This is a genomic window from Leptolyngbya iicbica LK, assembly GCF_004212215.1.
Lineage (GTDB): Bacteria > Cyanobacteriota > Cyanobacteriia > Phormidesmidales > Phormidesmidaceae > Halomicronema > Halomicronema iicbica.
Genome location: NZ_QVFV01000002.1, coordinates 1,162,128 through 1,184,914 on the forward strand (window position 1 = coordinate 1,162,128; position 22,787 = coordinate 1,184,914).

Annotated in this window: 22 protein-coding genes and 2 tRNA genes; 13 read left to right on the plus strand and 11 right to left on the minus strand. The window is 55.5% G+C overall.

What is annotated here, in order from left to right:
- Positions 1–35: 35 nt before the first annotated feature.
- Positions 36–944, plus strand: coding sequence for a restriction endonuclease (locus DYY88_RS12175; protein WP_039727736.1), 909 nt, complete (start codon positions 36–38; stop codon positions 942–944).
- A 183-nt stretch (positions 945–1,127) separates the two neighbouring features.
- Here DYY88_RS12175 and DYY88_RS12180 read toward each other — a convergent pair whose 3' ends face one another.
- Positions 1,128–1,919, minus strand: coding sequence for a glutathione S-transferase family protein (locus tag DYY88_RS12180; protein ID WP_039727733.1), 792 nt, complete (start codon positions 1,917–1,919; stop codon positions 1,128–1,130).
- A 24-nt stretch (positions 1,920–1,943) separates the two neighbouring features.
- Positions 1,944–2,744 (minus strand): DUF4230 domain-containing protein, encoded by an 801-nt coding sequence (locus DYY88_RS12185; RefSeq protein ID WP_084607100.1) that lies wholly within the window; start codon positions 2,742–2,744, stop codon positions 1,944–1,946.
- A gap of 232 nt (positions 2,745–2,976) precedes the next feature.
- Here DYY88_RS12185 and cobA point away from each other — a divergent pair, with 232 nt between their 5' ends.
- Positions 2,977–3,711, plus strand: coding sequence for a uroporphyrinogen-III C-methyltransferase (cobA, locus tag DYY88_RS12190; protein WP_039730054.1), 735 nt, complete (start codon positions 2,977–2,979; stop codon positions 3,709–3,711).
- A 51-nt stretch (positions 3,712–3,762) separates the two neighbouring features.
- Here the strand turns inward: cobA and moaC are convergent, their stop codons facing one another.
- On the minus strand, positions 3,763–4,263 hold the full coding sequence (gene moaC / locus DYY88_RS12195; RefSeq protein ID WP_039727730.1) for a cyclic pyranopterin monophosphate synthase MoaC: 501 nt from the start codon (positions 4,261–4,263) through the stop codon (positions 3,763–3,765).
- A 52-nt stretch (positions 4,264–4,315) separates the two neighbouring features.
- Here moaC and DYY88_RS12200 point away from each other — a divergent pair.
- From DYY88_RS12200 to DYY88_RS12230, 7 genes are all read left to right on the plus strand, one after another.
- Positions 4,316–4,389: transfer RNA gene (locus DYY88_RS12200), tRNA-Arg, on the plus strand.
- Positions 4,390–4,588: 199 nt separating this feature from the next.
- Positions 4,589–5,677 (plus strand): 3-deoxy-7-phosphoheptulonate synthase, encoded by a 1,089-nt coding sequence (locus tag DYY88_RS12205; protein WP_039727728.1) that lies wholly within the window; start codon positions 4,589–4,591, stop codon positions 5,675–5,677.
- Between the two features lie 905 nt (positions 5,678–6,582).
- Positions 6,583–6,933: a hypothetical protein gene (locus DYY88_RS12210; protein WP_044151284.1), complete on the plus strand. Its 351-nt coding sequence runs from the start codon at positions 6,583–6,585 to the stop codon at positions 6,931–6,933.
- Entirely contained in the window at positions 6,930–7,748 is an 819-nt protein-coding gene (gene modA, locus DYY88_RS12215; protein ID WP_207223318.1) for a molybdate ABC transporter substrate-binding protein, read from the plus strand. The genes DYY88_RS12210 and modA overlap by 4 nt, the downstream gene beginning before the upstream one ends.
- A gap of 112 nt (positions 7,749–7,860) precedes the next feature.
- A complete protein-coding gene (modB, locus tag DYY88_RS24700; protein WP_039727727.1) occupies positions 7,861–9,909 on the plus strand; it encodes a molybdate ABC transporter permease subunit in 2,049 nt (682 codons plus the stop codon).
- Between the two features lie 41 nt (positions 9,910–9,950).
- A complete protein-coding gene (locus DYY88_RS12225) occupies positions 9,951–10,169 on the plus strand; it encodes a hypothetical protein (protein WP_039727726.1) in 219 nt (72 codons plus the stop codon).
- Positions 10,170–10,338: 169 nt separating this feature from the next.
- A complete protein-coding gene (locus DYY88_RS12230) occupies positions 10,339–11,823 on the plus strand; it encodes a TldD/PmbA family protein (RefSeq protein WP_039727725.1) in 1,485 nt (494 codons plus the stop codon).
- A gap of 181 nt (positions 11,824–12,004) precedes the next feature.
- Here the strand turns inward: DYY88_RS12230 and DYY88_RS12235 are convergent, their stop codons facing one another.
- The 5 genes from DYY88_RS12235 to DYY88_RS12255 all read right to left on the minus strand — a co-directional run bounded on the left by DYY88_RS12235 (position 12,005) and on the right by DYY88_RS12255 (position 16,978).
- Positions 12,005–12,412: a GAF domain-containing protein gene (locus DYY88_RS12235; RefSeq protein ID WP_160299573.1), complete on the minus strand. Its 408-nt coding sequence runs from the start codon at positions 12,410–12,412 to the stop codon at positions 12,005–12,007.
- Between the two features lie 144 nt (positions 12,413–12,556).
- On the minus strand, positions 12,557–12,904 hold the full coding sequence (locus tag DYY88_RS12240; protein WP_039727723.1) for a cupin domain-containing protein: 348 nt from the start codon (positions 12,902–12,904) through the stop codon (positions 12,557–12,559).
- A gap of 101 nt (positions 12,905–13,005) precedes the next feature.
- On the minus strand, positions 13,006–14,556 hold the full coding sequence (locus DYY88_RS12245) for an ABC transporter ATP-binding protein (protein ID WP_039727721.1): 1,551 nt from the start codon (positions 14,554–14,556) through the stop codon (positions 13,006–13,008).
- A gap of 123 nt (positions 14,557–14,679) precedes the next feature.
- Complete coding sequence (gene biuH / locus DYY88_RS12250; RefSeq protein WP_039727719.1) at positions 14,680–15,363, minus strand: biuret amidohydrolase; 684 nt, start codon at positions 15,361–15,363, stop codon at positions 14,680–14,682.
- A gap of 121 nt (positions 15,364–15,484) precedes the next feature.
- On the minus strand, positions 15,485–16,978 hold the full coding sequence (locus tag DYY88_RS12255) for an MFS transporter (protein WP_039727717.1): 1,494 nt from the start codon (positions 16,976–16,978) through the stop codon (positions 15,485–15,487).
- A 43-nt stretch (positions 16,979–17,021) separates the two neighbouring features.
- Between DYY88_RS12255 and DYY88_RS12260 the strand changes: the two genes are divergently transcribed.
- The gene (locus tag DYY88_RS12260; protein WP_367889286.1) at positions 17,022–17,594 is read left to right on the plus strand and encodes a phosphoribosyltransferase; all 573 of its coding nucleotides are present in this window, start codon (positions 17,022–17,024) and stop codon (positions 17,592–17,594) included.
- A gap of 253 nt (positions 17,595–17,847) precedes the next feature.
- Here the strand turns inward: DYY88_RS12260 and DYY88_RS12265 are convergent, their stop codons facing one another.
- On the minus strand, positions 17,848–19,197 hold the full coding sequence (locus tag DYY88_RS12265) for a TrkH family potassium uptake protein (protein ID WP_367889287.1): 1,350 nt from the start codon (positions 19,195–19,197) through the stop codon (positions 17,848–17,850).
- A 143-nt stretch (positions 19,198–19,340) separates the two neighbouring features.
- On the opposite strand from DYY88_RS12265, the gene DYY88_RS12270 reads away from it, so the two are divergent.
- The 3 genes from DYY88_RS12270 to DYY88_RS12280 all read left to right on the plus strand — a co-directional run bounded on the left by DYY88_RS12270 (position 19,341) and on the right by DYY88_RS12280 (position 21,607).
- Positions 19,341–20,195 carry a methyltransferase domain-containing protein gene (locus DYY88_RS12270; protein ID WP_039727716.1) on the plus strand — a complete coding sequence of 285 codons (855 nt, stop codon included), beginning with the start codon at positions 19,341–19,343 and terminating at the stop codon, positions 20,193–20,195.
- 526 nt (positions 20,196–20,721) lie between these two features.
- Positions 20,722–21,462: a carbonic anhydrase gene (locus tag DYY88_RS12275; RefSeq protein WP_039727715.1), complete on the plus strand. Its 741-nt coding sequence runs from the start codon at positions 20,722–20,724 to the stop codon at positions 21,460–21,462.
- A 71-nt stretch (positions 21,463–21,533) separates the two neighbouring features.
- Positions 21,534–21,607, plus strand: a tRNA-Arg gene (locus DYY88_RS12280).
- Between the two features lie 669 nt (positions 21,608–22,276).
- On the opposite strand, the gene DYY88_RS24705 is transcribed toward DYY88_RS12280, so the two are convergent.
- Both DYY88_RS24705 and DYY88_RS12290 read right to left on the minus strand, forming a co-directional pair.
- Complete coding sequence (locus tag DYY88_RS24705; protein ID WP_236096264.1) at positions 22,277–22,486, minus strand: PIN domain-containing protein; 210 nt, start codon at positions 22,484–22,486, stop codon at positions 22,277–22,279.
- Positions 22,483–22,719 (minus strand): hypothetical protein, encoded by a 237-nt coding sequence (locus DYY88_RS12290; protein ID WP_039727671.1) that lies wholly within the window; start codon positions 22,717–22,719, stop codon positions 22,483–22,485. Before DYY88_RS12290 ends, DYY88_RS24705 begins: the two co-directional genes overlap by 4 nt.
- Positions 22,720–22,787: the final 68 nt, after the last annotated feature.

The following is a 22,787-nucleotide window of genomic DNA, read 5'->3' on the forward strand; positions in this document are numbered from 1 at the left end:
CTAAATCTAGAACTCATCCTCAAGGTGGCATTGCTGTGACCGTCCCTGACTATCAATCCATTATGTTGCCGCTGCTTCAGTTGGCCGCCAATGGGCGTGAGTACTCTTTGCGAGAAGCCATTGACAAGCTGTCCTTGCACTTTGAGCTAAGCGAAGAAGAAACTCAAGAGATGTTGCCAAGTGGCCGTCAGAGCACTTTTGATAACCGAGTAGGATGGGCTAGGACATATCTCAAAAAAGCTGGCTTGCTTAAATCAACGCGACGAGGATATTTCCAAATTACAAACCAGGGGCAAGCGGTTCTCCAACAAAATCCTCAAAGTATTAATGTCAAGTTTCTCGAGCAATTCCCAGAGTTCATTGAATTCAAAAATCTGAAACGGGAGGACTCTGCTACCAGCACAGAAGAGACTATCAATAGTCAAGGAAAAACTCCTGAAGAGGCCCTAGAGTCTTTAGTTCAAGGCTTAACTCAAGAATTAGCTGCGGAATTACTAGAGAGTATTAAGAACTGCTCACCAGGTTTCTTTGAGCGCCTAGTCATCGATGTCTTAGTCAAGATGGGATATGGCGGAACGCGCAAGGATGCCAGCAAAATTGTTGGTCGTAGTGGTGATGGCGGTATTGACGGCACCATCAATGAAGATCGTTTGGGCTTGGACATCATCTATGTACAAGCGAAACGCTGGGAGAATCCAGTTGGTCGTCCTGAAGTACAAAAGTTTGCTGGTGCATTGCAAGGATTCAGGGCTAAAAAAGGGATTTTCATTACTTCATCATCCTTTACTGCTGAGGCAAGAGATTTTGTCTCCAGAATCGATAACAAGATAATTCTGATTGACGGTCAATCGCTGGCTCAATACATGATTGAGTTTGGTGTTGGAGTTAGCACGAAAGAAATTTACGAAGTCAAGAAAGTCGACCTGGACTACTTCACTGAATAATGTTGAGTTAAACGGTGAGCGACATAGCAAACGAAGCTCAATTAAGCACCGACAACGTTTGAAGTTTGAAACCCGGTTTCTCATCAAACAGGCTAAATCTGATAAAGCCAATGATGAAGAAACCGGGTTTCTAGCGATTGCCCGTCGCAACGTTCAGGTCAGAATTTGGGGAACTTCAGCGATTTAATCGATGTTGATGGCGGTGGGGCCAGTGCTGCTGGCGGGCGCGCCTTCGCGGGTTTGGCGATAGTCGGCGTAGAGGCGATCGCGCCAATCAAAGAAGGGCTGGAAGCTGATGTCATCAGCTAGACCGGGTACCCCTTTACCGCAAATGCCTTCTGGCAAGTCCACATACTGAGCCGCGGGAAACTTGATGTACATGGTCAGTCCCGCCACGGCAAAGTCAGCTAGGGTGGGCTGGTCACTCACGAGATAAGGCTGACTGGACAGCATCAGGCACAAGGATTCCAGCCCCTGCTTCAGAATACTCGTGGCTTCTTTGACGCTGTCGGGGCCAAAGCCGACGCCCATGCCCAAAATGCTCAACACATCACCAGGAACAGCACCGACGAGATTTTTGAGCAAATCTGGGGTGGCGGTGGGCAGTAAGGCTGTGCGGAAATTTGGGTGCTGGTTGAAGGCCCCAATCATCGCTTTGCGTCCCTGAATGCCCAGAGATTCGTCAGCCCAATCTTCGAGGGCGAGACAGAGCCCTTTTTGGCGCGGCTCCGTGGGCAGGATGGGGCGGTCGGGATATTTTTCGTCGAGGTAGAGGGCGATCGCCGTCGAGTCGGGAATCAAGTCACCTCCGTCTTTAAGCACGGGCACTTTACGTTGCCCTGACTGTTGGTAAAGCTCAATTTGCCCGACCCCAGGGGTCACTTCCACCGTTTTGTAGGGCAGCTGCTTGTAATCGAGGATTAACTTGACCTTTTCGCTATACGCTGACGCTTCAAATTGATAAAGCTCTAGCATTGAAATACCTTGACACAACCACGTTTACTGTACCGTGTTGGTTCCGGCGGTGGCACAGGCTTGGTTGGCCGACGGTTGCGACTCGACAATCACCTGCGCAAACCCCGTGTTTTGCAAGAGTTGAGTGACGACCAGTTCAGCGCGATCGCTAGCCTGCTGCAAAATCCCCTCTTCACAAGCGGCAAAAATTAGTTTTTGGAGCGCGGCTTCCTGCGCTTGATCTTGCAATTCTGGGGCGCGGTCAGGCCCCAAGCCTAAAAAGCCGCGATCGTAGGCAAACACCTGAGACTCGCCCACATCGATCTTTTTATCAATAATGGTCGGCGGCGGCAGCATCACCCGCAAAACGTCGCCGTTGGCGCTCACCTGCTCCGGCGCGATCGCACTCAAATCAACCCCGGCCCGGACTTCGCCCTTCGCCACATAAATCAGCGTCGTTTTGCCGATTTCGTAGTTCGCAAAGGTACGGGTGCTGGACGTAGGCACCACCGCCTCCATGGTAAAGACCGCCGTGGTGAGTTCGCTGGCGCTGCGAATTTGCTGCACGACCACCGTTTGCACGTCCACCGTCTCCACCGGCTCAGCGGGGATAAAGGCCGAGCGAATGCCGTTCACAAAGTCCTCTCCCGAGCGCCACAGCCCGACCCCGGCAATCATACCCAAGATCAACATGCCGCCCGAGAGACTGCCCAGCAGGCTGTTAAACAGCCGCAACAAGACAGGCGATTGCGGGGGACGGGGCGATCGCGCCGAGTCCTCATAAACATGCTGCGTAGCCGGGTAATTGTAAGATGGCGGGTCTAAACGAGGCGGTTTGAGAGCCATAGGTAGAGCGGTGCTGAGCTGGCAATAACAGAGACTGGCCCTATATTGCCCGGTACGTCTTGAGGGTAGCAAGAAAGAGCGCCCTGCCGGAGCGAGGTCGGCCAATTCGTCAAGCGCTCTTTAGTTCATTTGTATCATATTCGGGCAGCGAAGCGGGGCAGATTTAGCATTCTTCAGAAACATTGACGGCGATCGCCCGCGCCATCCACCATGATTGAAGGGCAATGCGCAGGTGGGCACCGTTTTGAGTCAAGCCGGAAAAGTGTATTTGGTGGGGGCTGGCCCCGGCGCCCTGGACTTGCTGACCGTCAAAGCTCACCAGTTGCTCACGACGGCACAAGCGTTAGTCCATGACGCACTGGTGAACGAGGAACTGTTAACACTGGTGCCTGCGGATTGTGAAATCCATGCGGTGGGCAAGCGGGGGGGGCAGGCCAGTTGGGCCCAGACGGATATTGACCAATTGTTAGTGCGCCTGTGTCAGCAAGGGAAACAGGTGATTCGGCTCAAAAGTGGCGACCCGTTTATCTTTGGCCGCACCACCTCAGAGATTCAAGCGCTGAAGGCGGCGGGGTGCCTGTTTGAAGTCGTGCCCGGGTTGTCATCGGCGACGGTCGCGCCGCTGCTGGCGGGCATTCCTCTGACAGACCCGGTGCTGAGCAGTCAGTTCACAGTGCTCACTGCCCACGATTTAGAGCAGCAAAACTGGGAGGCCCTGGCCAAGCTATCGGTGTTGGTCATTCTGATGGGGGGACGCAATTTGGGGGAGATTTGCGATCGCCTCCGCCGCTACCACAAACGCCCAGACACCCCCGTCGCGATTATTCGCTGGGCTAGCCAACCACAGCAGCAAATCTGGACGGGCACGCTACTGACCATTACCCAACAAACCAAGGGGCAAAAACTCTCCCCTTGCATCATCATCATTGGCGAAGTGGTGGGCCTGCGCCCTTATTTGCAACCTTAAAGGTTTGCCCGCTGCCCATCACTCGGCCAGCCGATCAGGGGCTGGCGAGGATCAGCCAGGGCGTTGGTAGTCGCCTGACTTACCGCCAGTTTTTTGCAACAGTCGCACCGCTTCAATGGTCATTGATTTTTCGAGCGCTTTAGCCATGTCATAAAGGGTGAGGGCGGCGACGGACACGGCGGTCAAGGCTTCCATTTCGACCCCGGTTTCGGCTTTGGTTCTGACCAGGGCTTGAAGGCGATAGCCCGGTAGCGATCGCTCGGCGGTGATCGTCACCTGCACCTTGCTCAGCGGCAGTGGATGGCAGAGGGGAATCAGCGTGGCCGTTTGCTTTGCCGCCATGATCCCAGCCAGCCGGGCTGTCCCCAACACGTCGCCTTTGGGACTGTTGCCCTGCTCAATCTGTTCTAGGGTCGAGAGCGACATTTTGATCAAGCCCTCGGCGATCGCCTCGCGCACGGTGGCGACCTTGTGTGACACATCGACCATGTGGGCCTCCCCTTGTGCATTCAGATGAGTCAGGGAGTTGGAAATATTTTCTGCGTCAGCCATGGAAAATCACTATGTTTGCGTCAGAGACTGTGTTACTATTTAACTCCTGTAAGGGCGTGTAGCTCAGTGGACTAGAGCACGTGGCTACGGACCACGGTGTCGGGGGTTCGAATCCCTCCTCGCCCGTTTTATTAACTAAAGCAGCCTCGGCAATCTGTTTCAGAGTTTGTCGGGGCTGCTTTGGTTCATGGGATAGAGCATGCCAAAATTGCGCGACCACAACAGAGAAGCGATCGCACATGACCGTGCCATTGGGATGGGGCTTTAGCGTTAAGATCCAGATGCCCTGAATCTTCCCGGCGAGTGCAAGCCGCCGCGTAGCTCTATGAGTGAGACCCTTCGACCCCTACAACCCATTGAGAATCTCCACATCACTGGCTATGAGGAACTGCCGCCGCCAGACGAGGTGAAGCAGGCGTTGCCACTGCGGGGACGAGCCCTGGAGACAGTGTTGGAAGGTCACCGGGCGGTGAAAGCGACCCTCGATCGCGAGGAATCACGGCTCATCGTCATTGTTGGCCCCTGCTCCATCCATAATCCAGAGGAGGCGTTGGAATATGCGCGGCGGCTGAAAAAACTCGCTGATGAACTGGCGGAAGACTTGCTCATCCTGATGCGGGTTTATTTTGAAAAGCCTCGCACCTCAGTCGGTTGGGAAGGATTGATTTACGACCCGTACTTGGATGGCAGCCATCGCATCGACCACGGCATTCGCATCGGTCGCAAGTTGATGCTGGATATTGCGGAAGTCGGTCTGCCGATCGCGATCGAAGCCCTGGATTTGATTTCGCCCCAATATCTGCAAGATCTGGTGAGTTGGACGGCGATCGGCGCGCGGACCACCGAGTCACCGACCCACCGCAAGTTAGCCAGTGGCATCTCGTCAGCGATCGGCTTCAAAAATAATGTCGATGGCGAACTGATGGTGGCGATCAACGCGATCCGTTCAGCATCGGCCAATCACAGTTTTATTAGCGTCACGGGTGAGGGCAAAGTCGCTGTCTTTCGGACGGAGGGGAATCCCCACTGCCACGTGATTCTCCGGGGCGGCAAGTCACCCAACTATGATGCCGAGAGTGTGGCCGCTTGCGAGGCTGCCCTAGCCAAAGCGGGACATCAGCCCAACGTGATGATCGATTGCAGCCATGGCAATTCCCGCAAGGATTGGCGGAAGCAACTCGAGGTCTTGAAAGCCGTGTCTCAGCAGATTCAAGATGGGAGCCAGTCGATTATTGGTGTGATGCTGGAAAGCAATTTGAACGAGGGTAATCAACCGATTCCGGACGACCCGGAAGACATCCGACCGGGGGTTTCGATCACAGATCCCTGCGTGGGCTGGGAAATGACTGAAATCGCGTTGCGTGAACTCGCCGCCGCCGTGGGACCCGCTTTGAAAGCCCGAGGCACCCGCTGAATCGCGGCGATCGCTGAAGTACCGCCCCCCACCGATGCCCGCCAAACAGTTCTGACCAGATATCGGCTCAGAGACGCATGCTGTCACCACTGAGCACGGATCACGATTAGTGGAGGCCAACATCGAAACTGATCGGGCAGCGGACAGTTGACTGGCTACGCCAGCCGCTTTAACCGACACGCCATTCCCAACCTGATGACTTGACTCGAAGCGTTTGGAAAGAACGACATCGACGCCGTCGGCCAACGATGGCTTTGATAGCCAGCGTTAAACAATCTCAACAATGGCAAGCCAAGCTAAGCCCCCCTCGGTAAGCCTCCTTGTTTGCCCTTTTTCTGGAACCCGACGAGATTGCTCCGAGCAGTCCGGCAGCCTTGTTACGCCCGTTATTTTACCTTGAGTCAGTTAGTAACATCAAATCCACAGTTAGTCACCCCACCTTTTCAATATCTTTCCAAGCTATATTGCGTTATTCAAAGAAGCGAAAAAACTTATAAAGACGGCGTTTTTTATACAGTTTCTCCCAGCTGCCATCCCTATTGTGAATCGCAGTAGTGAGTGGAACCAATACTCGTTTTGAGTATCCAGTGATGAATCTTTGTATTCATCATCATGTAGCCCAGTGAATCGATTAGTGTGATGGCGATCGCTGGCCACGGCTGAGCTTGACGAACTTCACCACATCCCAGTTAGGTCCTAAAGGTTCATGCAATTGGGAAAAAATCTTGGCCTTATCGGCTCCAAGCAAGGAGTTCAAATCTTATTCATCATGCCTGGTTGACGAGCCCTGCTGCTGGCGAGGTTGGCACAATTAGCTTTCAATCGGCCACGACTAAATTTGGATGGTATTGAGATTTTTCGTTGGATTGGCGATCTCGTTCTGTCGATATTTTATGGAGATGGTTATGCTGCCTCACGTCAAAATTGCCCCAGAAAATGCTCAGCAACTAGCCTTGGATTTCTTGGTAAATGAATGGACTCTATCCGCGAGCGATCGCGAATGGTTGACGATTATCACGGCTCGCTTAATTGGCGAGAGTTGGTATGTGGTGGAGATTGGGGCAGAAGGATTGCCTGACAAATGGGCCGTGCAAGTGTATGACACCGGGGAATGCGACCCCGACTATACCTTTATGTCACCGTTGGCGACCCTTGACGACTCGGAAGCTGAGCTCATGCCCCCTCTAATTGCCGCCATGATCAAAGCCGAACGCCACACGCTAGCCCATACCCGACCCGTCGGAGTTTCATCATGATGCACCGCAGACACTTATTAACTCTATTAGCGTTAGGCGCGGGCTTGGGAGCGATCGCCTGTGGCACGCCACCCACGCCGTCAGCCACCAACGCTGCGAGCAAAACGAGCGCGACCAGTGCCCCCATCGAACTTACGATCTCCGTCGCCGCCAGTGTGCAAGACGCGATGAAAGACGTGCAAACGGCCTACCAGCAAACCGCTCCGAACGTCACGATTACCTACAACTTTGGCTCATCCGGGTCGTTGGCCCAGCAGATTGCCCAGGGGGCTCCAGTCGATATCTTTTTATCCGCCTCCCAAAAGTGGATGGATGACTTGGAAGCGAAAGGTGAGATGGCGTCGGGGTCTCGCCAAGATTTGCTGCAAAATGCCATGGTGCTGATTGTGCCGCTGGACAAAACCGATATCACTGATTTCAAGGATTTTGAGACCGATGCGGTGAGTAAAATTGCCATCGGCGAGCCCGAGAGTGTTCCCGCTGGCGGCTACGCCAAAGAAGTGCTGACGGCGCTCAACTTATTTGACACGATTCAGCCGAAACTGGTGTTTGGCAAAGATGTGCGGCAGGTGCTGGCCTATGTCGAAACCGGCAATGTTGACGCGGGGCTGGTGTACGCCACCGATGCGCAAGTCTCGGATCAGGTGCAGACTGTTGCGATCGCTCCGGCAGAGACCCATACCCCAATTGTGTATCCGGTCGCAGTGGTCGAAGATAGCGACCAGCAGGCAGCCGCCCAAGCGTTTGTCGATTTCCTATCCAGTGAAACGGCAGTGGCCATCTTTCAGGGCTATGGGTTTGGCATGGCAGAGTAGCACTCTGGCTTAGCGAGCAAAAACTGTTATCATCGCTCGCGATTTAGGGGACGCACCCTTGCAAAGGGTGCGTCCCCGGATGGTTGAACTGACCTGCTCTGGGTAGCCACTGATGCCTGAAGATCTCACACCGCTTTGGATTTCGCTCAAAACGGCGCTGGTAGCAACGGCGCTAGCGGCGGTTTTGGGCATCACGATCGCCCGCTGGATGATGGATTATCGCGGTCGGGCGCGAGGGTGGATCGATGGGGTGTTGACCTTGCCGTTGGTGCTGCCGCCCACCGTGATCGGCTTTTTGCTGTTGCTGCTCTTGGGCAAAAACAGTCCCGTCGGTCAGTGGCTCGACCATCTGGGCATCACCATCATCTTTACCTGGACGGCGACAGTGATCGCGGCTACCCTGGTCGCCCTGCCGCTAATGTACAAAACCGTCCTCAGTGCCTTTGAGCAGGTTGACCTCACGCTGGTAAGTTCGGCGCGAACGCTGGGCGCTTCCGAATGGCGGATTTTTTGGCAGGTGCTGGTGCCCTTGGCCTGGCCGGGAATTTTGGCGGGTACAGTGTTGGCCTTTGCACGAGCCCTGGGCGAATTTGGGGCCACGCTCATGGTGGGAGGCAGCATTCCCGGCGTGACGCAGACCATTCCCATTGCCATCTTTTTTGCTGCCGAGGCCGGACGCATGGGCGTCGCCCTGACCTGGGTGCTGTTGATGATTGGCATTTCTCTCGTCGTCATCGCCGGGATCAACCAGGGTCATCAACGGCGATCGCCCCGCCTCACCTGGACGCGAGGCTGGCTAGAACGACTCTTTAACCAGCTGTATTTCGGCACGGCGAACCGTCAACTGTTTAGCCTTACCGCTCCGGGACTCACCGGAACGCCGCGATCGCATCCCCTGCCAGTGCACCGTTTGGGCGATCGCCCTCTGGTTGCCAGTCGTCGCCCAAACGGCGGCCCCAGTGCTGCTATTGCCACCCCCAGCCCTCAGGCCTCGCCCGTTGTGTCGACAGCCGCGATGAACATCACCGCTCCCAGAGCGCAGCCGCTGCCCCAAGCCTTACACAGTCCGGAGCCCGCCACGGCGACTGAGCCCACCGAACTGCGGGTCAACATCGAGAAGCACGTCCCGGAATTTCATCTCCAAGTGCGGTTTCGGGCGACGGATGAGCCGTTGGGTCTGTTGGGGGCCTCGGGTTCAGGCAAAAGCATGACCCTGCGCTGCATTGCCGGACTCGAAACACCCACCCAGGGCCGCATTGTGCTGAACGGTCGCGTCCTGTTTGACTCGCAGCAGGGCATCAACGTCCCGAGCCGCGATCGCAAGGTCGGCCTCGTGTTTCAGCAGTATGCGCTGTTTCCCCACCTCACCGTGGCGCAAAATATTGCCTTTGGGATGGGCGAGGTTCCTCGGACTCAGCGCGCTGCCGACGTCATCCAGTATCTCGATTTGATGGAGTTGTCGGGGCTGGGCGATCGCTATCCCCACCAACTTTCGGGCGGACAACAACAGCGCGTCGCCCTGGCCCGTGCCCTGGCCATTCGCCCCCACATTTTGCTGATGGATGAGCCCCTCTCGGCCCTCGACACCTACCTGCGCAGCAACATTGAAAAGCTGTTGGTCGAAGTGCTCACCAGCTATCAAGGCGTCACCCTATTCATCACCCACAAGCTCGAAGAGGCGTATCGCATCTGTCCCAATCTGCTCGTGCTCTCAGGGGGCAAAATGTTGGCCTATGGAGCTAAAGAAGCGATTTTTCAGCGCCCCCCCACCTACGAAGCGGCCCGGGTGACGGAGTGCAAAAACTTCTCCCGCGCCCGACAAATCGATGCCACCCACTTGGAAGCGATCGACTGGAATTGTCAGCTCGAAGTCATCGATCCGCTGCCGCCGTCTCCCTTTTGCGTCGGCTTACGGGCCCACCACGTCAAGTTTTTGCGCCAGGGCAATCAAAGCAACACATTTCCCGGTTGGCTGGCCATGATTACCGAGACCCAGCACAAAGTCAGCCTCTACATCAAGCTTCACAGCCCGCCGCGATCGCCCCACGATTACCACCTCCAAGCTGAGGTCTATCGCGAAAAGTGGGACCTGTTGCAAACACGAGAACAGCCCTGGCATGTGCGCCTCGATCCCGTTCACTTGATGCCGATGATTCAGTAGCGATCGTGCGGTTAAGGTTGAGGAAAGATATGAGGATCAGCATGATGGACGTTATTTATGGAACAGCGATGGCCCTCATTGGCTTGTTCTTGTTTGTGAGTGCAACGCTGCGCACTGATTTCGTTGTCTATCAGTTGCTCGTTGCCCGATCGCAGCTGCTGTGGGGCAGCTACATTCATTTATTTTTCCAAGTGAGCGGTGCAGTTCTAGTGATCCTTGGGCTGCTGTGGGCTTCAGGCATGATCTGGCATAAGGCGTGAAATGAGAGAGTTAGCCATCTGGCGCCAAAAGCTCCCCTGCCCCTCACGCCCCTCGCCTCCCCCGCCCCTTAGCACCTCACGCCCCAAGAAAACCCACCCTTAACCAGGTGCCTTTGCTAGACTAAATGACGATTGTGAATGCATACCCAAAAGGAAGGACACGGCATCTATGACCGTCGCCACGATTCCCGCACCATTTCTGCGCACTCAAGAAATCCCCAACTTAACCTTTGATGCCACCCGCGATCGCTTCGACGCTTCTTGGCGCGATCCCCTGTCCATGTTGCTGGGGTTAGGCCGAGCCGCTGGAGCCGACTTCATCGAGTTTTTCCTAGAGCGCAATCAATACATCAGCTGCATGGCCGAAGACGATGCCATCACCGGCATTTCCCCGCGCTTGGTCACTGGGGCTGGGGTGCGAGTCTTTAAAGGCAAGGGCGACTGCTACGTCAGTACCAACGACCTCACCTTTCATGGCCTGCGGGCGGCGATGGAAAAAGCCCTCTCTATCATGGGTTTACTGCTCCCCGGCCCAGCTGCGTCCATTCCGGAAACCAATTTGGAACTGCTGCGAGACTACGCCACCGCCAAGGAAAAGGATGCCTGGCTGGCTGCCTGTAGCTCGATGCAGGAAATGGGAGATGTGCTGTTGTCTGCCAACGCTTCTTTGGCGAAACAGGGCAGTCATGTACAAGCGCGGCGATCGGGGTATTTCCGCGATTGGCAAGAGGTGCTGGTGGCGGCAAGTGACGGCACCTTTGCCCGCGATATCCGCCTCACCCAATCCGTCGGCTGCAACCTGCTCTGTGCCGATGGTGAGCATCGCTCCTCCATTGGCCAGCGGGCAGGCGACACCAGTGATTCCGGTTTCCTCCGCACGTGGAACTACGAGCAGATGGCCCACGACATCACCGAATCGGCGGGTAAAATGCTCTATGCCGACTACGTGGAATCGGGCAACTATCCCATCATCATGGCGAACCACTTCGGCGGGGTGATTTTCCACGAAGCCTGCGGTCACCTGCTAGAGACCACCCAAATTGAACGCGGCACCACGCCTTTCATCGATAAAAAAGGTGAAAAGATTGCCCACGAAAATCTGACGGCTTGGGACGAGGGACTCTCGGACGACGCTTTTGGCACCATCGACATGGATGATGAGGGCATGCCCACCCAGCGCACCCTGCTGATCGAAAACGGCATTCTCAAAAACTTTTTGAGCGATCGCGCCGGGTCCATGCGCACGGGCCATCCTCGCACGGGCAGCGGTCGTCGCCAAAGCTACACCTACGCCGCCGCGTCTCGTATGCGCAACACCTACATTGCCCCCGGCGATTTCACCAACGAAGAGTTGTTCAACTCTATCGACAAAGGCATCTACTGCAAAAAGATGGGCGGCGGCAGCGTTGGTCCCACCGGACAATTCAATTTCGGCGTCGATGAAGCTTACCTGATTGAAAACGGCAAAATCTCGAAGCCACTCAAGGGTGCAACCCTGATTGGCGAAGCCAAAGAAGTCATGCAGCGCATCTCCATGTGCTCGGAGGACGTGAGCCTCGCCCCGGGTTTCTGCGGCTCCATCAGCGGCAGCATTTACGTCACTGTGGGCCAGCCCCATATCAAAGTCGATTCCATCACCGTCGGCGGTCGCTAAACCGCTAATTGAGTCTCATGAAGCCCCGGTTGCTGCGTCAGTCCCCCTTGAAAGGGTTGAGCTTGAGGCAAGACTGGGGCTTTTGGTTGGCAGGCATATTGGCCCGCTCTTGGGATAGAGCACTTTGTGATGGCGGATGGGGCGGTGAGTGAAGTTTGCGAGAACTAACCCCAGCGATCGCTCACTCAAATTTCACGGTCTCGGCATAACTCATTAATGCTTGTTCTTCAGCCTGGGTAAACGGTTGACCATCTAGTCGATTGAGCGCCATCAGCGCTCCCACTAAGATGCCGTTATCGGTGACGGGGACAGCTAAGGCGGTCGTGATGCCCAACTGTTCAGCGAGATCTTGGCGAATGCGGACATCTGTCTGAGGATGGCAGACCAAGGCCGCTTTCCCCGATGCCAGCACTGCGCCACACAGGCCAGAATGATGGGTTGCGCTACGCTTCCCTGCAATAAACGCGGCATGTTTGCCCACGGCGGCAGCATAGAAGATGGTTTGGCCCGTATCTTCGGCGATCGCCACCACGGCGGTCTCGGCGTTGAGCAATTGCTGCATTTCTTTGGCTATGGCGGTTAGGGGCATCACCGTATCCTCAAGCGGGCCGTCAAAGTGTCGTCCCATCCAGTGTATGGCGGATTCTCAGTCACCTTGCGATCGCCCCTCAGGGTGTTCCCCGCCTGCGACCGCGGCCAGCCACCTTGCTGCCGATATGGCCAAGCCAACACTTCATTCACGAATGGCGACGGGCTTTTCCCACACGATGAGCACGAGGCAACCGCCGTCGCTGGCGACCCAGTGGTCACTGCCGGGGGCATTGATAACGAGCGAGCCCGCGCCATAGGTCTGATGCTGGTCGCGTTGGGCACCCGCCAGCACAAAGATATGCTCATACCCGGTGTGGTCGTGGTGGGGCACTTGGGCACCGGGGGCGTAGCGCAACAGGGCGGCTGAGGGGCCAGAACTGTCGCCATAGAGCCGATGAATTTCAACGCCGGGGCGAAAGGGTTGCCAGGGCAGGGTATCGGCGCGATCGGCCAGGGACCAAATTTCGGGAATAACGAGAGGAATTGACATGGGGGCACAGATACGTAGGGGCGAGGCATTCTCGATATTGCCTCACGGACATAACCAGGGCATTAATTCGAGAATGCCTCGCCCCTGCCGGTGGATATGGATCAATGGCCGGCCATGCGTTGACCGATGACTTTCAGATCGACATCCGCGATCGCGCTTTCATAGACAAATTCCCCTTCGCTCATGACGATAATGCGATCGGAGAGGGCCAGCAGCTCATCCAAGTCCTCGCTGACGAGGAGCACGGCCACACCACGATTGCGGGCTTCGACAATCATGTCGTGAATGAAATCGACGGCGGCGAAGTCCAGGCCAAAGCTCGGGTTGGCCGCAATCAACAGTTGCACGTCGTGGGAGGCCAGTTCGCGGGCGAGGACGGTGCGTTGCACGTTGCCGCCAGACAAGTGACTGATCGGCGTCTCGACGGACGGTGTTTTAACCGAAAAGGCTTCCACCAAACCCACCGCAGCGCTGCGAATCGCCTTGAGGATCAACATCCAGTTCCACTTGGCTTGGGGGGGGCGATCGAAAGTGCGCAGGGCCATATTTTCGGCCACGCTCATGTTGGGCACACAGGCATTTTTCAGCGGTTCTTCAGGCAGAGAGTAGACATTGTGCTTGGCCATCTCTGAGCGAGTGGCGGTGTAGGTTTCACCATTGACTTTGAGATGCCCCTCAGTGGGAAGCCGCTGCCCCGCCAAGCACTCGACAAATTCCCGCTGACCATTGCCCGAAACCCCCGCAATGCCAACAATTTCCCCCGTGTGGACTTGCAGATTGACGCCTTTGACCGCTGGCAGCCAGTTATCTTTATTGGCATGGAGGTCAATGACTTCCAAAACGGGGGTGCGGGCCTCGACCTCGGCTTTAGAAACCGACTTGTGCTGTCGCTCTTTACCCAGCATCATTTCGGCCATGGCTTCGATGGACAGGTCCTTGACGTGGCCCTGACCCGCCAATTGCCCCCGCCGCAAAATCGTCACCTCGTCGGCAAAAGCTTGCACCTCGCGGAATTTGTGGGTAATCAGCAACACACTGAGGTGCCCCTGAGAGACTTCCTCCTTCAGCAGGCCCAGCACCTCGTCGGCTTCGTCGGGGGTGAGCACTGAAGTCGGCTCGTCCAGAATCAGCAGGCGACTTTTGAGATAGAGCTGTTTGAGGATTTCGAGCTTTTGCTTTTGCCCAGCGGCTAACTGTCCAACAGGGGTTTCTAAATCAACGTGGAATGGCGCATCGGCCATAAACCCTTGCAGGTCTGCCAATTCTTGCTTCCAGTTGATCAGGGTTTTGTTGTCGTAGCGAGAGAGGACGAGATTTTCGGCCACAGTCATGGCGGGGACAGAGGTGAAGTGCTGATACACCATGCCGATGCCGCAGGCGTGGGCGTCTTTGGGGCTGTTGATCACCTGGGGTCGCTCATCAATCAAAATTTGCCCAGCGGTGGGATGGTAGAAGCCCATCACGCATTTGACGAGAGTGCTTTTGCCTGCGCCGTTTTCGCCCAACAGGGCATGGAGAGTGCCCGGTTGCAGGGTCATGGAAACTTTGTCGAGGGCGGTAAAGCTGCCAAAGCGCTTCGTCATTTCCACCACCGCGAGTTGGGGAGGCTTTTCGGGAGTCAAGGGCTGGGTGGGCAACGTGGCAGTATCCATAGCGGTTATCTCGACAGGTCGGGGCTAATAGTTGGAGTCTTAGACAGGTTTAGAAGGGGGCGAGGGAGGAAGGCGTAACTGTTCTCAATTGATGTTGGGTGAAGGGGGCTGGGCCGATCGCCCTCAAGCTTGAATCGCTTCGATGAAGTCGGTGGACGTGGCGACCGCGCCAAACACGCCGCCCTGCATTTTAATCATTTTGAGCGCCGCGAGATAGTTGCCATAGTCGGTAGCGCCGGTGCAGTCAGACAGCATCAGACATTCATAGCCGCGATCGTTGGCTTCGCGCATGGTGGTGTGGACGCAAACGTCGGTGGTGATGCCCGTGAGAATGATATTTTGAATGCCGCCGCGACTGAGCACGAGTTCTAAATCGGTGGCGTAGAATGCGCCTTTGCCCGGTTTATCGATGATGATTTCTCCGGGCAAGGGAGCGAGTTCGGGAATGATGTCCCAACCGGGTTCGCCCCGCACGAGAATTTTGCCACAGGGGCCAGGATCACCAATGCCCGCGCCGATTTGCCGCGATCGCCACCGCTTATTTTCGGGCAAATCGGACAGGTCGGGGCGATGGCCCTCACGGGTGTGAATGATGGTGTAGTTGAGCGATCGCATCACGGCCAGCAGCTTTTGCAATGGCTCGATGGGCGCACGAGTCAGCGACAGGTCGTAGCCCATCTTGTCCACATAGCCGCCCTGACCACAAAAGTCCGTCTGCATGTCAATGACGATCAGCGCCGTATTCTCGGGGCGCAGGTCGCGATTGTAGGGATAAGGATACGGATCAGCGTTGACGGTGCGTCCCATAGTGCCAGGTGATGAAATTCTCACTGGAGAAGTAGCATTTCACGGGGATTCAGAAGAGTTCAGCACGAACGAATTTCAGCGAAGTTCACGATTGTTGACGGAGTGCGTCTACAGTCAACGGTTACTCAGTATCGGTTTGCTGCTGGCGGCGGCGCTCAGCAAGTTGCAACACAATTTCGCTGTGGACGGTGCGCGTCAGCGGATAAAAGTAGCAGAGGATGAGCGCACAGCACAGCAAGAACAGGGGCACTGGCCCCATAAAGGCACGGATTGCCAGCAGAGCAGAATCAGGTTGAATGGCCTGCTCGGGGGGAAAGCCGGTGCCGTCGAGGGTGGCCCCCAGAATAAAGCGCCGCGCCACGATGCGAATATCCGATTCTGCCAGAAAGTTCGCGGCTTCGAGAAACAGTCCGACGAGAAAGAGTCCCCCGGCCAGGCCAAACTTTTGCAGCAGAGTCATAAACGAATAAAAGATGCCCTCACGGCGCTGGCCCGTGCGCAACTCGTCCAGTTCAATAATGTCGGGCAACATGGCCCAGGGCACCACATAGGCCGTCGCCACCCCAAAGCTGGCGGCTACGCACAGTAGGTAGAGCAGTCCGGTCTGTCCCGGTTGCAGAAAGAAGAGGCCAAGTTGCACGATCAGCCAAACGCCAATGCCCACAAAAAAGATGCCCTGCTTGCCCAGGCGGCGACTGAGCAAGTTGCAAGGCCACATCATAAAGATGGCGGTGCCCTGCACCAGCAGCGCGGGCAGAAAATAGGAGTCAAGCCCCATCCAAAAGGTGGCGTAGAAAGGAATAATGCTGGCGGTAATTTGTAGCGCTAGCCAGGCGAATAGGTAAATGCCCACCACGTAGAGAAAAGCGCGGTTGCTAAAGGCGATGCGCAGCTGTTCAAAAAAGGGGAGGTCGGTTTCGGCGTCGTTGGTTCCTGGTTTCATGGCGATCGCGGTGCGCTGGGCCTGGGGATAGGTGCCAAAAACGCAGATGAGCAAGGGAATGACCGAAGCGATCGCCACGACGCCTCCCAACACCGTGTACTGCAACGTTTTTTGTTCGATCACGGAGGTCACTACCAGGCCCAACGCCAGCGCTGAGATCGCTCCCAACAGCGAAAACCCCAGACGAAAACTGTTCAAGTCCGTTCGTTCGTCATAGTCCTGGGTGAGTTCTGCCGTCAACGTGGCATAGGGCAGGTTGGCCGTGGTGAAGAAGATCTGGAACAGAATGGACGTGGCGACGTAATACCAGAAGCGCAAGCCGGAACCGCCGGGCGGCACCAACCACATGAGAAAAAACGTGACGCCAAAGGGCAGCGCGCTGAGCAAAATCCAGGGATAGCGGCGGCCCCAGCGAGTTTGGGTGCGATCGCTCAACACCCCCACCAGCGGATCATTGACCGCATCCCAAACCTTGCTGATCAGCAACACCGTACCCGCCGCCGCTGGCCGAATGCCCGCCACTTCCGTCAAAAAAATCAAAAAAGAGAACGCAATCAAATTGGAGGTCATGCCCGCGCCCATGTCGCCAGCGCCATAGGCCAGCTTCGTCCACACCGATAGCTTGGGCGGCGCGCCAGTGGGATCCGCTGGTTTCGCAAACTCGTGGGTCATCGGTGCCTCTTCTATCCGTCGGTTGAGCCTATCAAGTTGTATCATGGCTCAATCTTGTTCTGACGCTGCCCACACTGTGCCGCTCACCGTTATGTCTGACCTTCACATCACCTGGGATGATTATCACGATCTGATCGAAACCCTCGCGGTGCAGATCTACGAGTCGGGATGGGAGTTCAACCAAATTGTGTGCATTGCCAAAGGGGGGGTGCGCATCGGCGACTTGCTCTGTCGCATTTACGACGTGCCGCTGGCGATTTTGTCGACAGCTTCTTACGGCGGCAAAAACAATCAGCAGCGGGGCAAAATCGTCTTTTCCCGCGATCTGACGATGACGACGGCTAACTTGGGCGATCGCGTGTTGCTGGTGGATGATCTGGTCGATTCGGGCACCACGCTAGAACGCAGCATTCAGTGGCTGAAATGTCATTACGGCTTTTACATCGACGAGATTCGCACAGCGGTGCTGTGGCAAAAAGCCTGCTCTTCTGCCAAGCCCGACTATTACGGTCAATATTTGCCGGATAATCCCTGGATTCATCAGCCCACGGCCAAGTACGAACGCATGAGCATTACCGACCTGATTGCCAGCCGCCAAGTGACTGAGAGCGTTTAAGGAGTGGAACTCCTGGCTGCACCTGTCAGGGGACGGTGCCCTTGCAAATCAACCAATACGATCAACCTTCGGTCAAGGGAACCGTCCCCTCTCCATTCAAAGCATCTGTTCCCGGTCTACTCGTCATGCTCTCAGGCACGGGAATTTAATTCAGTGTGAACAGCCGTCCCGGCTGTTCAAGGACAGGCATGATGCCAGCCCGACAAGACTGGTATTTCATAAAATCCAGCTTCCTGAGCCGCAACGCTGGGGGTTAGCCCACGAGCAAATCTTCTTCGGGATACTTCACCAGACTGGGACTGTGGTCGCCCGCGAGGGCGGCCATAAACAGCAACACGCCGACCCGCCCAACATACATACTCCCGATAATGACCAGCTGCGAAGGTCCCGTCAGGTCAGCGGTAATGCCCGTCGAAAGACCCACCGTGGCGAAGGCCGACACCGCTTCAAATAAGATGCGAATGAAAGTGAACTCGGGATTGAATAGAGCGAGGGCGATCGTCACGCCAATCACCGCCATGCCCGACCCTAAGACCACCCCAACCGCCTTAAAGATTCGCACAGGGGGAATTTCGCGACGATACACCAGCACTTCATCATTCCCTCTCAAAATGGCCCGAGTGCACAGAAAAAGGATGCTTGCCGTCGTTGTTTTGATGCCGCCCCCAGTGCTGCCCGGACTCGCTCCCACAAACATCAGCGCAATCATAATGAACAGCGCCGCGTCATGCATCCCGTTAATATCAATTGAGTTGAATCCCGCCGTTCGAGCAATCACCGACTGAAACCAGGCTGCCGTCAACTTGTCGCCCCAGCCCAAGGTGCCCAAGGTATCGGGGTTCGTGGCCTCCGTCGCCAGAAAGGCAAACGTCCCCACGGCGAGTAGTGTGACAGAACTGACGACCACAATTTTGAAATTGAGGGAAAAGCCGCCATATTTTTGCCGACCCAAGAGGCGATCGCGGCCCCACATAAACGCCTCCATAATGACCTGATAGCCAATGCCCCCAAAAATCACCAGGATCGTAATGACGGCGGTAATCCAGGTCGAGCGGGCATATTGCACCAAGCTATCTTCAAATAGGCTGAAGCCCGCATTGTTAAACGCACTAATGCTGTGAAAAATCGATAGCCAGAGCCCAAACCCCTCGCCGTAATCACGCATCATCGTGGGCATGAGACAAAATGCCCCCGCCAGCTCAAACACCAGGGTCATGCTGATGATCGAAACAATCAGGGTGCGAGTGCCCGAGAGTTCCGGCACATCCATCGACTGCTGCACCGCCAACCGTTCCTTCAGCCGCAATCGTCGCTTGAGCAGGAGCAACAGTAGGGTCGTAGCGGTCATATAGCCCAGCCCCCCCACTTGAATCAGCAGCAAAATAATGAACTCCCCGACTGCAGAGTAATAACTCCCCGTATCGACCACAATGAGCCCGGTCACGCAGACCGCCGAAGTCGCGGTAAACAGCGCCACAATTGGGTCGTTCCACTCGCCGCTGGCCGTCGCCAAAGGCAACAGCAACAGCACCGTACCGACCATGATTAACATCAAAAATCCGGCACAAATGGTGCGCGGCACGGTCATTTCAAACAGACCCATAGGTTCAAAATTCCTGCTGGCAAAATGAGCATTGCCTCCAAGGTCTGCAACTCGAAGACCCGAGGCAGTAGAGCCACATTGCTCCTTATCTTTCCATGAGTTGCAGCGGAAGACTACACTGCCTTTGGAGTCAACAAACTGCTATGAGCTCAGAACTGTACCAAAATATTCAAGCTTTTTATGACCAGTCTTCGGCCCTGTGGGAAAGCACTTGGGGCGAGCACATGCACCACGGGTATTATGGCCCCACGGGCACCCATCGCAAACAAGACCGCTATCAAGCCCAAATCGACCTCATTGATCAACTGTTGCGCTGGGCGCAAATTGACCAAGCCACTGCCATTTTGGATGCTGGTTGCGGCATTGGGGGCAGCGCGTTGTATTTGGGCGATCGCTACTCAGCCCAAGTCTCTGGTGTCACCCTGAGTCCCGCCCAAGCGGCGCGGGCCACGGAACGAGCCGAGGCGGCTGGCCTAAGCGATCACGCCCAATTTCTCGTCGCTGATGTACTCAATACCCCGTTTCCTGACGAGCACTTCGACTTCATCTGGTCGATGGAGAGCGGCGAACACTACCCCGACAAAGGGCAGTTTTTTCGGGAATGCGATCGCCTACTCAAGCCAGGTGGACGCTTGTTAATGGCGACCTGGTGCCATCGCCCGACTAATTCCCTGGCTGGCCCGTTAACCGACAGCGAACAGCAACACTTGCAATGGCTCTATCAGGTCTATCACTTGCCCTATGTGCTGTCGGTGCCCGACTATGCCGACCTGGCTCAGCAAGCAGGCTTAGCCCAAATTCAAACAGCGGACTGGTCAGAAGCGGTTGCACCTTTTTGGGATGATGTGATTGTGTCGGCGTTGAATTGGGACGCGATCGCGGGACTATTGCAAACCGGGTGGCCCACCATTCAAGGGGCTTTTGCTTTGGGTCTGATGCGCTGGGGCTTTCAACGAGGCCTGATTCGCTATGGCATCCTCTGCGCCACCAAGCCTTAGTCCTCCCCAGTTTGTTGAAAGCGATCGATCGCCCTGCCAAAGGTGCGATCGTCAGGTTGTCCAGCGCTGGTTACGACCTGTTCACCCTTCCTGAAATCCTTGTGCGTCCTCCCCTAACCGCCCACCCTATCCCCTCTCCCTTCAGAAGAGCGTTCATAGACTTCGCGCACCAAGTCCCCCTCATCCCCCTGCCCCTTCTCCCAAAACTGGGAGAAGGGGGGCCGGAGAAGTCTCTCGCCCATTTTGGGAGAGGGATTTAGGGTAAGGGGATGCAGCGTGGGGCATCAAGGATGTGAATGCCCTCAGCAGCGGGAACTCACACGGCTGAAAGTCCTTCTCGCCAATGAGAAGGATTGGGATGAGGGGGCGATCGTGCCTCACCTCACATATCAGCCTGTGACGAAAAATAACGTCTTATCAAGAAGCTAAAGCAATTGAAGCAATAAGCAAACCTTTGACTCATTGATTCATCAGATATGAGTAAATGATAGATGCACCGAATTTTTGACCGCGAGGAAGGGCACCCATGCAAAAACTGATCGAAGGTATCCGGCAGTTTCAAAGCAGCTACGTCCCTTCTCACAAGGCGCTGATGGAAGAGCTGAGCAAAGGCCAGCATCCGCGAGTGTTGTTCATTGGCTGCTCCGATTCCCGCGTCAGCCCCGAAATTATTACCCAGTCGGAAATCGGCGATCTATTCATCATTCGCAACGCTGGCAATATCATTCCCCCATTTGAAGCGACCAATGGCGGCGAGGGGGCGACGATCGAGTACGCGATCGAGGCATTAGGAATCAAGCAGGTCATCATTTGCGGCCACAGCCAGTGTGGTGCCATGAAAGGGCTTTTGCAACTGGGCGAACTAGAAGAAAAAATGCCCCTCGTTTATGATTGGCTGCGCCTGGCCGATGCCACGCGCAAGCTGGTGAACGACAACTACAGCCACCTCGACAAAAAAGGACAGTTGGATGCCTTGGTGGCCGAGAATGTGTTGACGCAAATCGACAACCTCCGAACTTATCCAGTCATCCGCTCCAAAATGTACCAGGGCAATCTTTCCATTCACGGCTGGATTTATAAGATTGAGACTGGCGAAGTGCTGAACTACGACGCTGATACTCACGCCTTTACCCCGCCCCACAGCAAACTGCCGCAAAATGGGGTCTATGACTCGGCTTACACTGCCCCAGCAACCCATTTGCCGGGAGGCAATCGCCTATCAAGAGAGCAGGCAGAACGCATCTATCGCGGCACCGCACGGGTCTAACGCAGGTTCGTCATCTCATTTCCACCACCTTTGATCCGTTTTCGGGGGCAGGCTATAGTGATGACGACTCTGGGGCTGTAGCTCAGCTGGATAGAGCAACCGCCTCCTAAGCGGTAGGTCGCGCGTTCGAATCGCGCCAGTCCCGTTCAATCTTGGAGAATTCAGAAGCCTGATATGCCTTGTATCACAAGGCTTCTAGTTCAAATGCCTAAGAATCGTGAACTGCACCGCTCGACCGTCCTGCTCACGACGGCCAAAGGGCGAATTGCTAATCACCACATCCTGACTACGGGACTCGAGGGTACTGCACAATCTAGGCTGACAATGCCGTCTGGGCTGACTGTGATGGGATAGTCCAGCTTGGCGTTGATTTCGGGATGTTCGCTCAAGTCCTGCTCAACCACCGCATCGCCGTACGGGAATGAGCTTGTTTACTGCCACCTGAAATCGCGCCGTAGAAGATCCGGCCATTTTCGGTTGAGAATCGTACCGTTTTCCCTGGCTGGAATCTTCGGAACGGTTGTTAACTACGTTTATTGTTTATTGAGGCGACGCGAGGCCCGGTTGAGCGCCGATCGCTGTTCTCTAAATCATAGTGAACGCCTCAGCCTGCTTTCGTCATCAAGATATGGAACCCTGCTTGGCGAAAATGGCGATCGCTGGTCAACGCATCTGTTAAATCTTGCTGCTGCATCACAATGAAGGAAATGCAGTCGGTCAGTCCCCAGTCTTTGTCGGGGCGAGATTGGTAAAGGTCGAGGACTTGTGTAAGGAGGGCGGTATCGACGCTGACGACTCGGATGTTATCGGTGCCCTAGCACTGCTGAATAAACTGAACGGCACCGTTGCGATTGAGGCGACTGAGGGCGTTACCGACTTCGACCAAAATGGCTTCGGTGAGCCACACTTCTGACGCGGCGCGAACGCGGGGGAAGAGTTGCTTGGCCTGTGGGTGGTATTCGTCGTTGGGGTTGAGTAATGCCTGAATGAAGGCGGTGTCGAGGAATAGGCGCTCTCGACTCATGACTCAGATTCCGAGTGTTTGGGGGTGCCGTAGAGGTAATGATCGTGCTCGGCTGACCAGTCGGCAGGGGCTTCAACGGTGCCTGTGAGAGATTCGAGAACATCCCAGGCATTGCTAGCAGTTTGGAGATGTTGCTGCCGCAGCGTTTCAACGAATTCTAATACCTGCTGTTGCAAATTATCTGGCAGCTCGTTCATCTCTTCAATGACTTTAGTGACAATTGGATTACTCATAAATCTGTATAGGCTATCAAATAGGATTTTTTTTGACTAAACTGGAAGGCTTCCAGATCTCTGAAGCT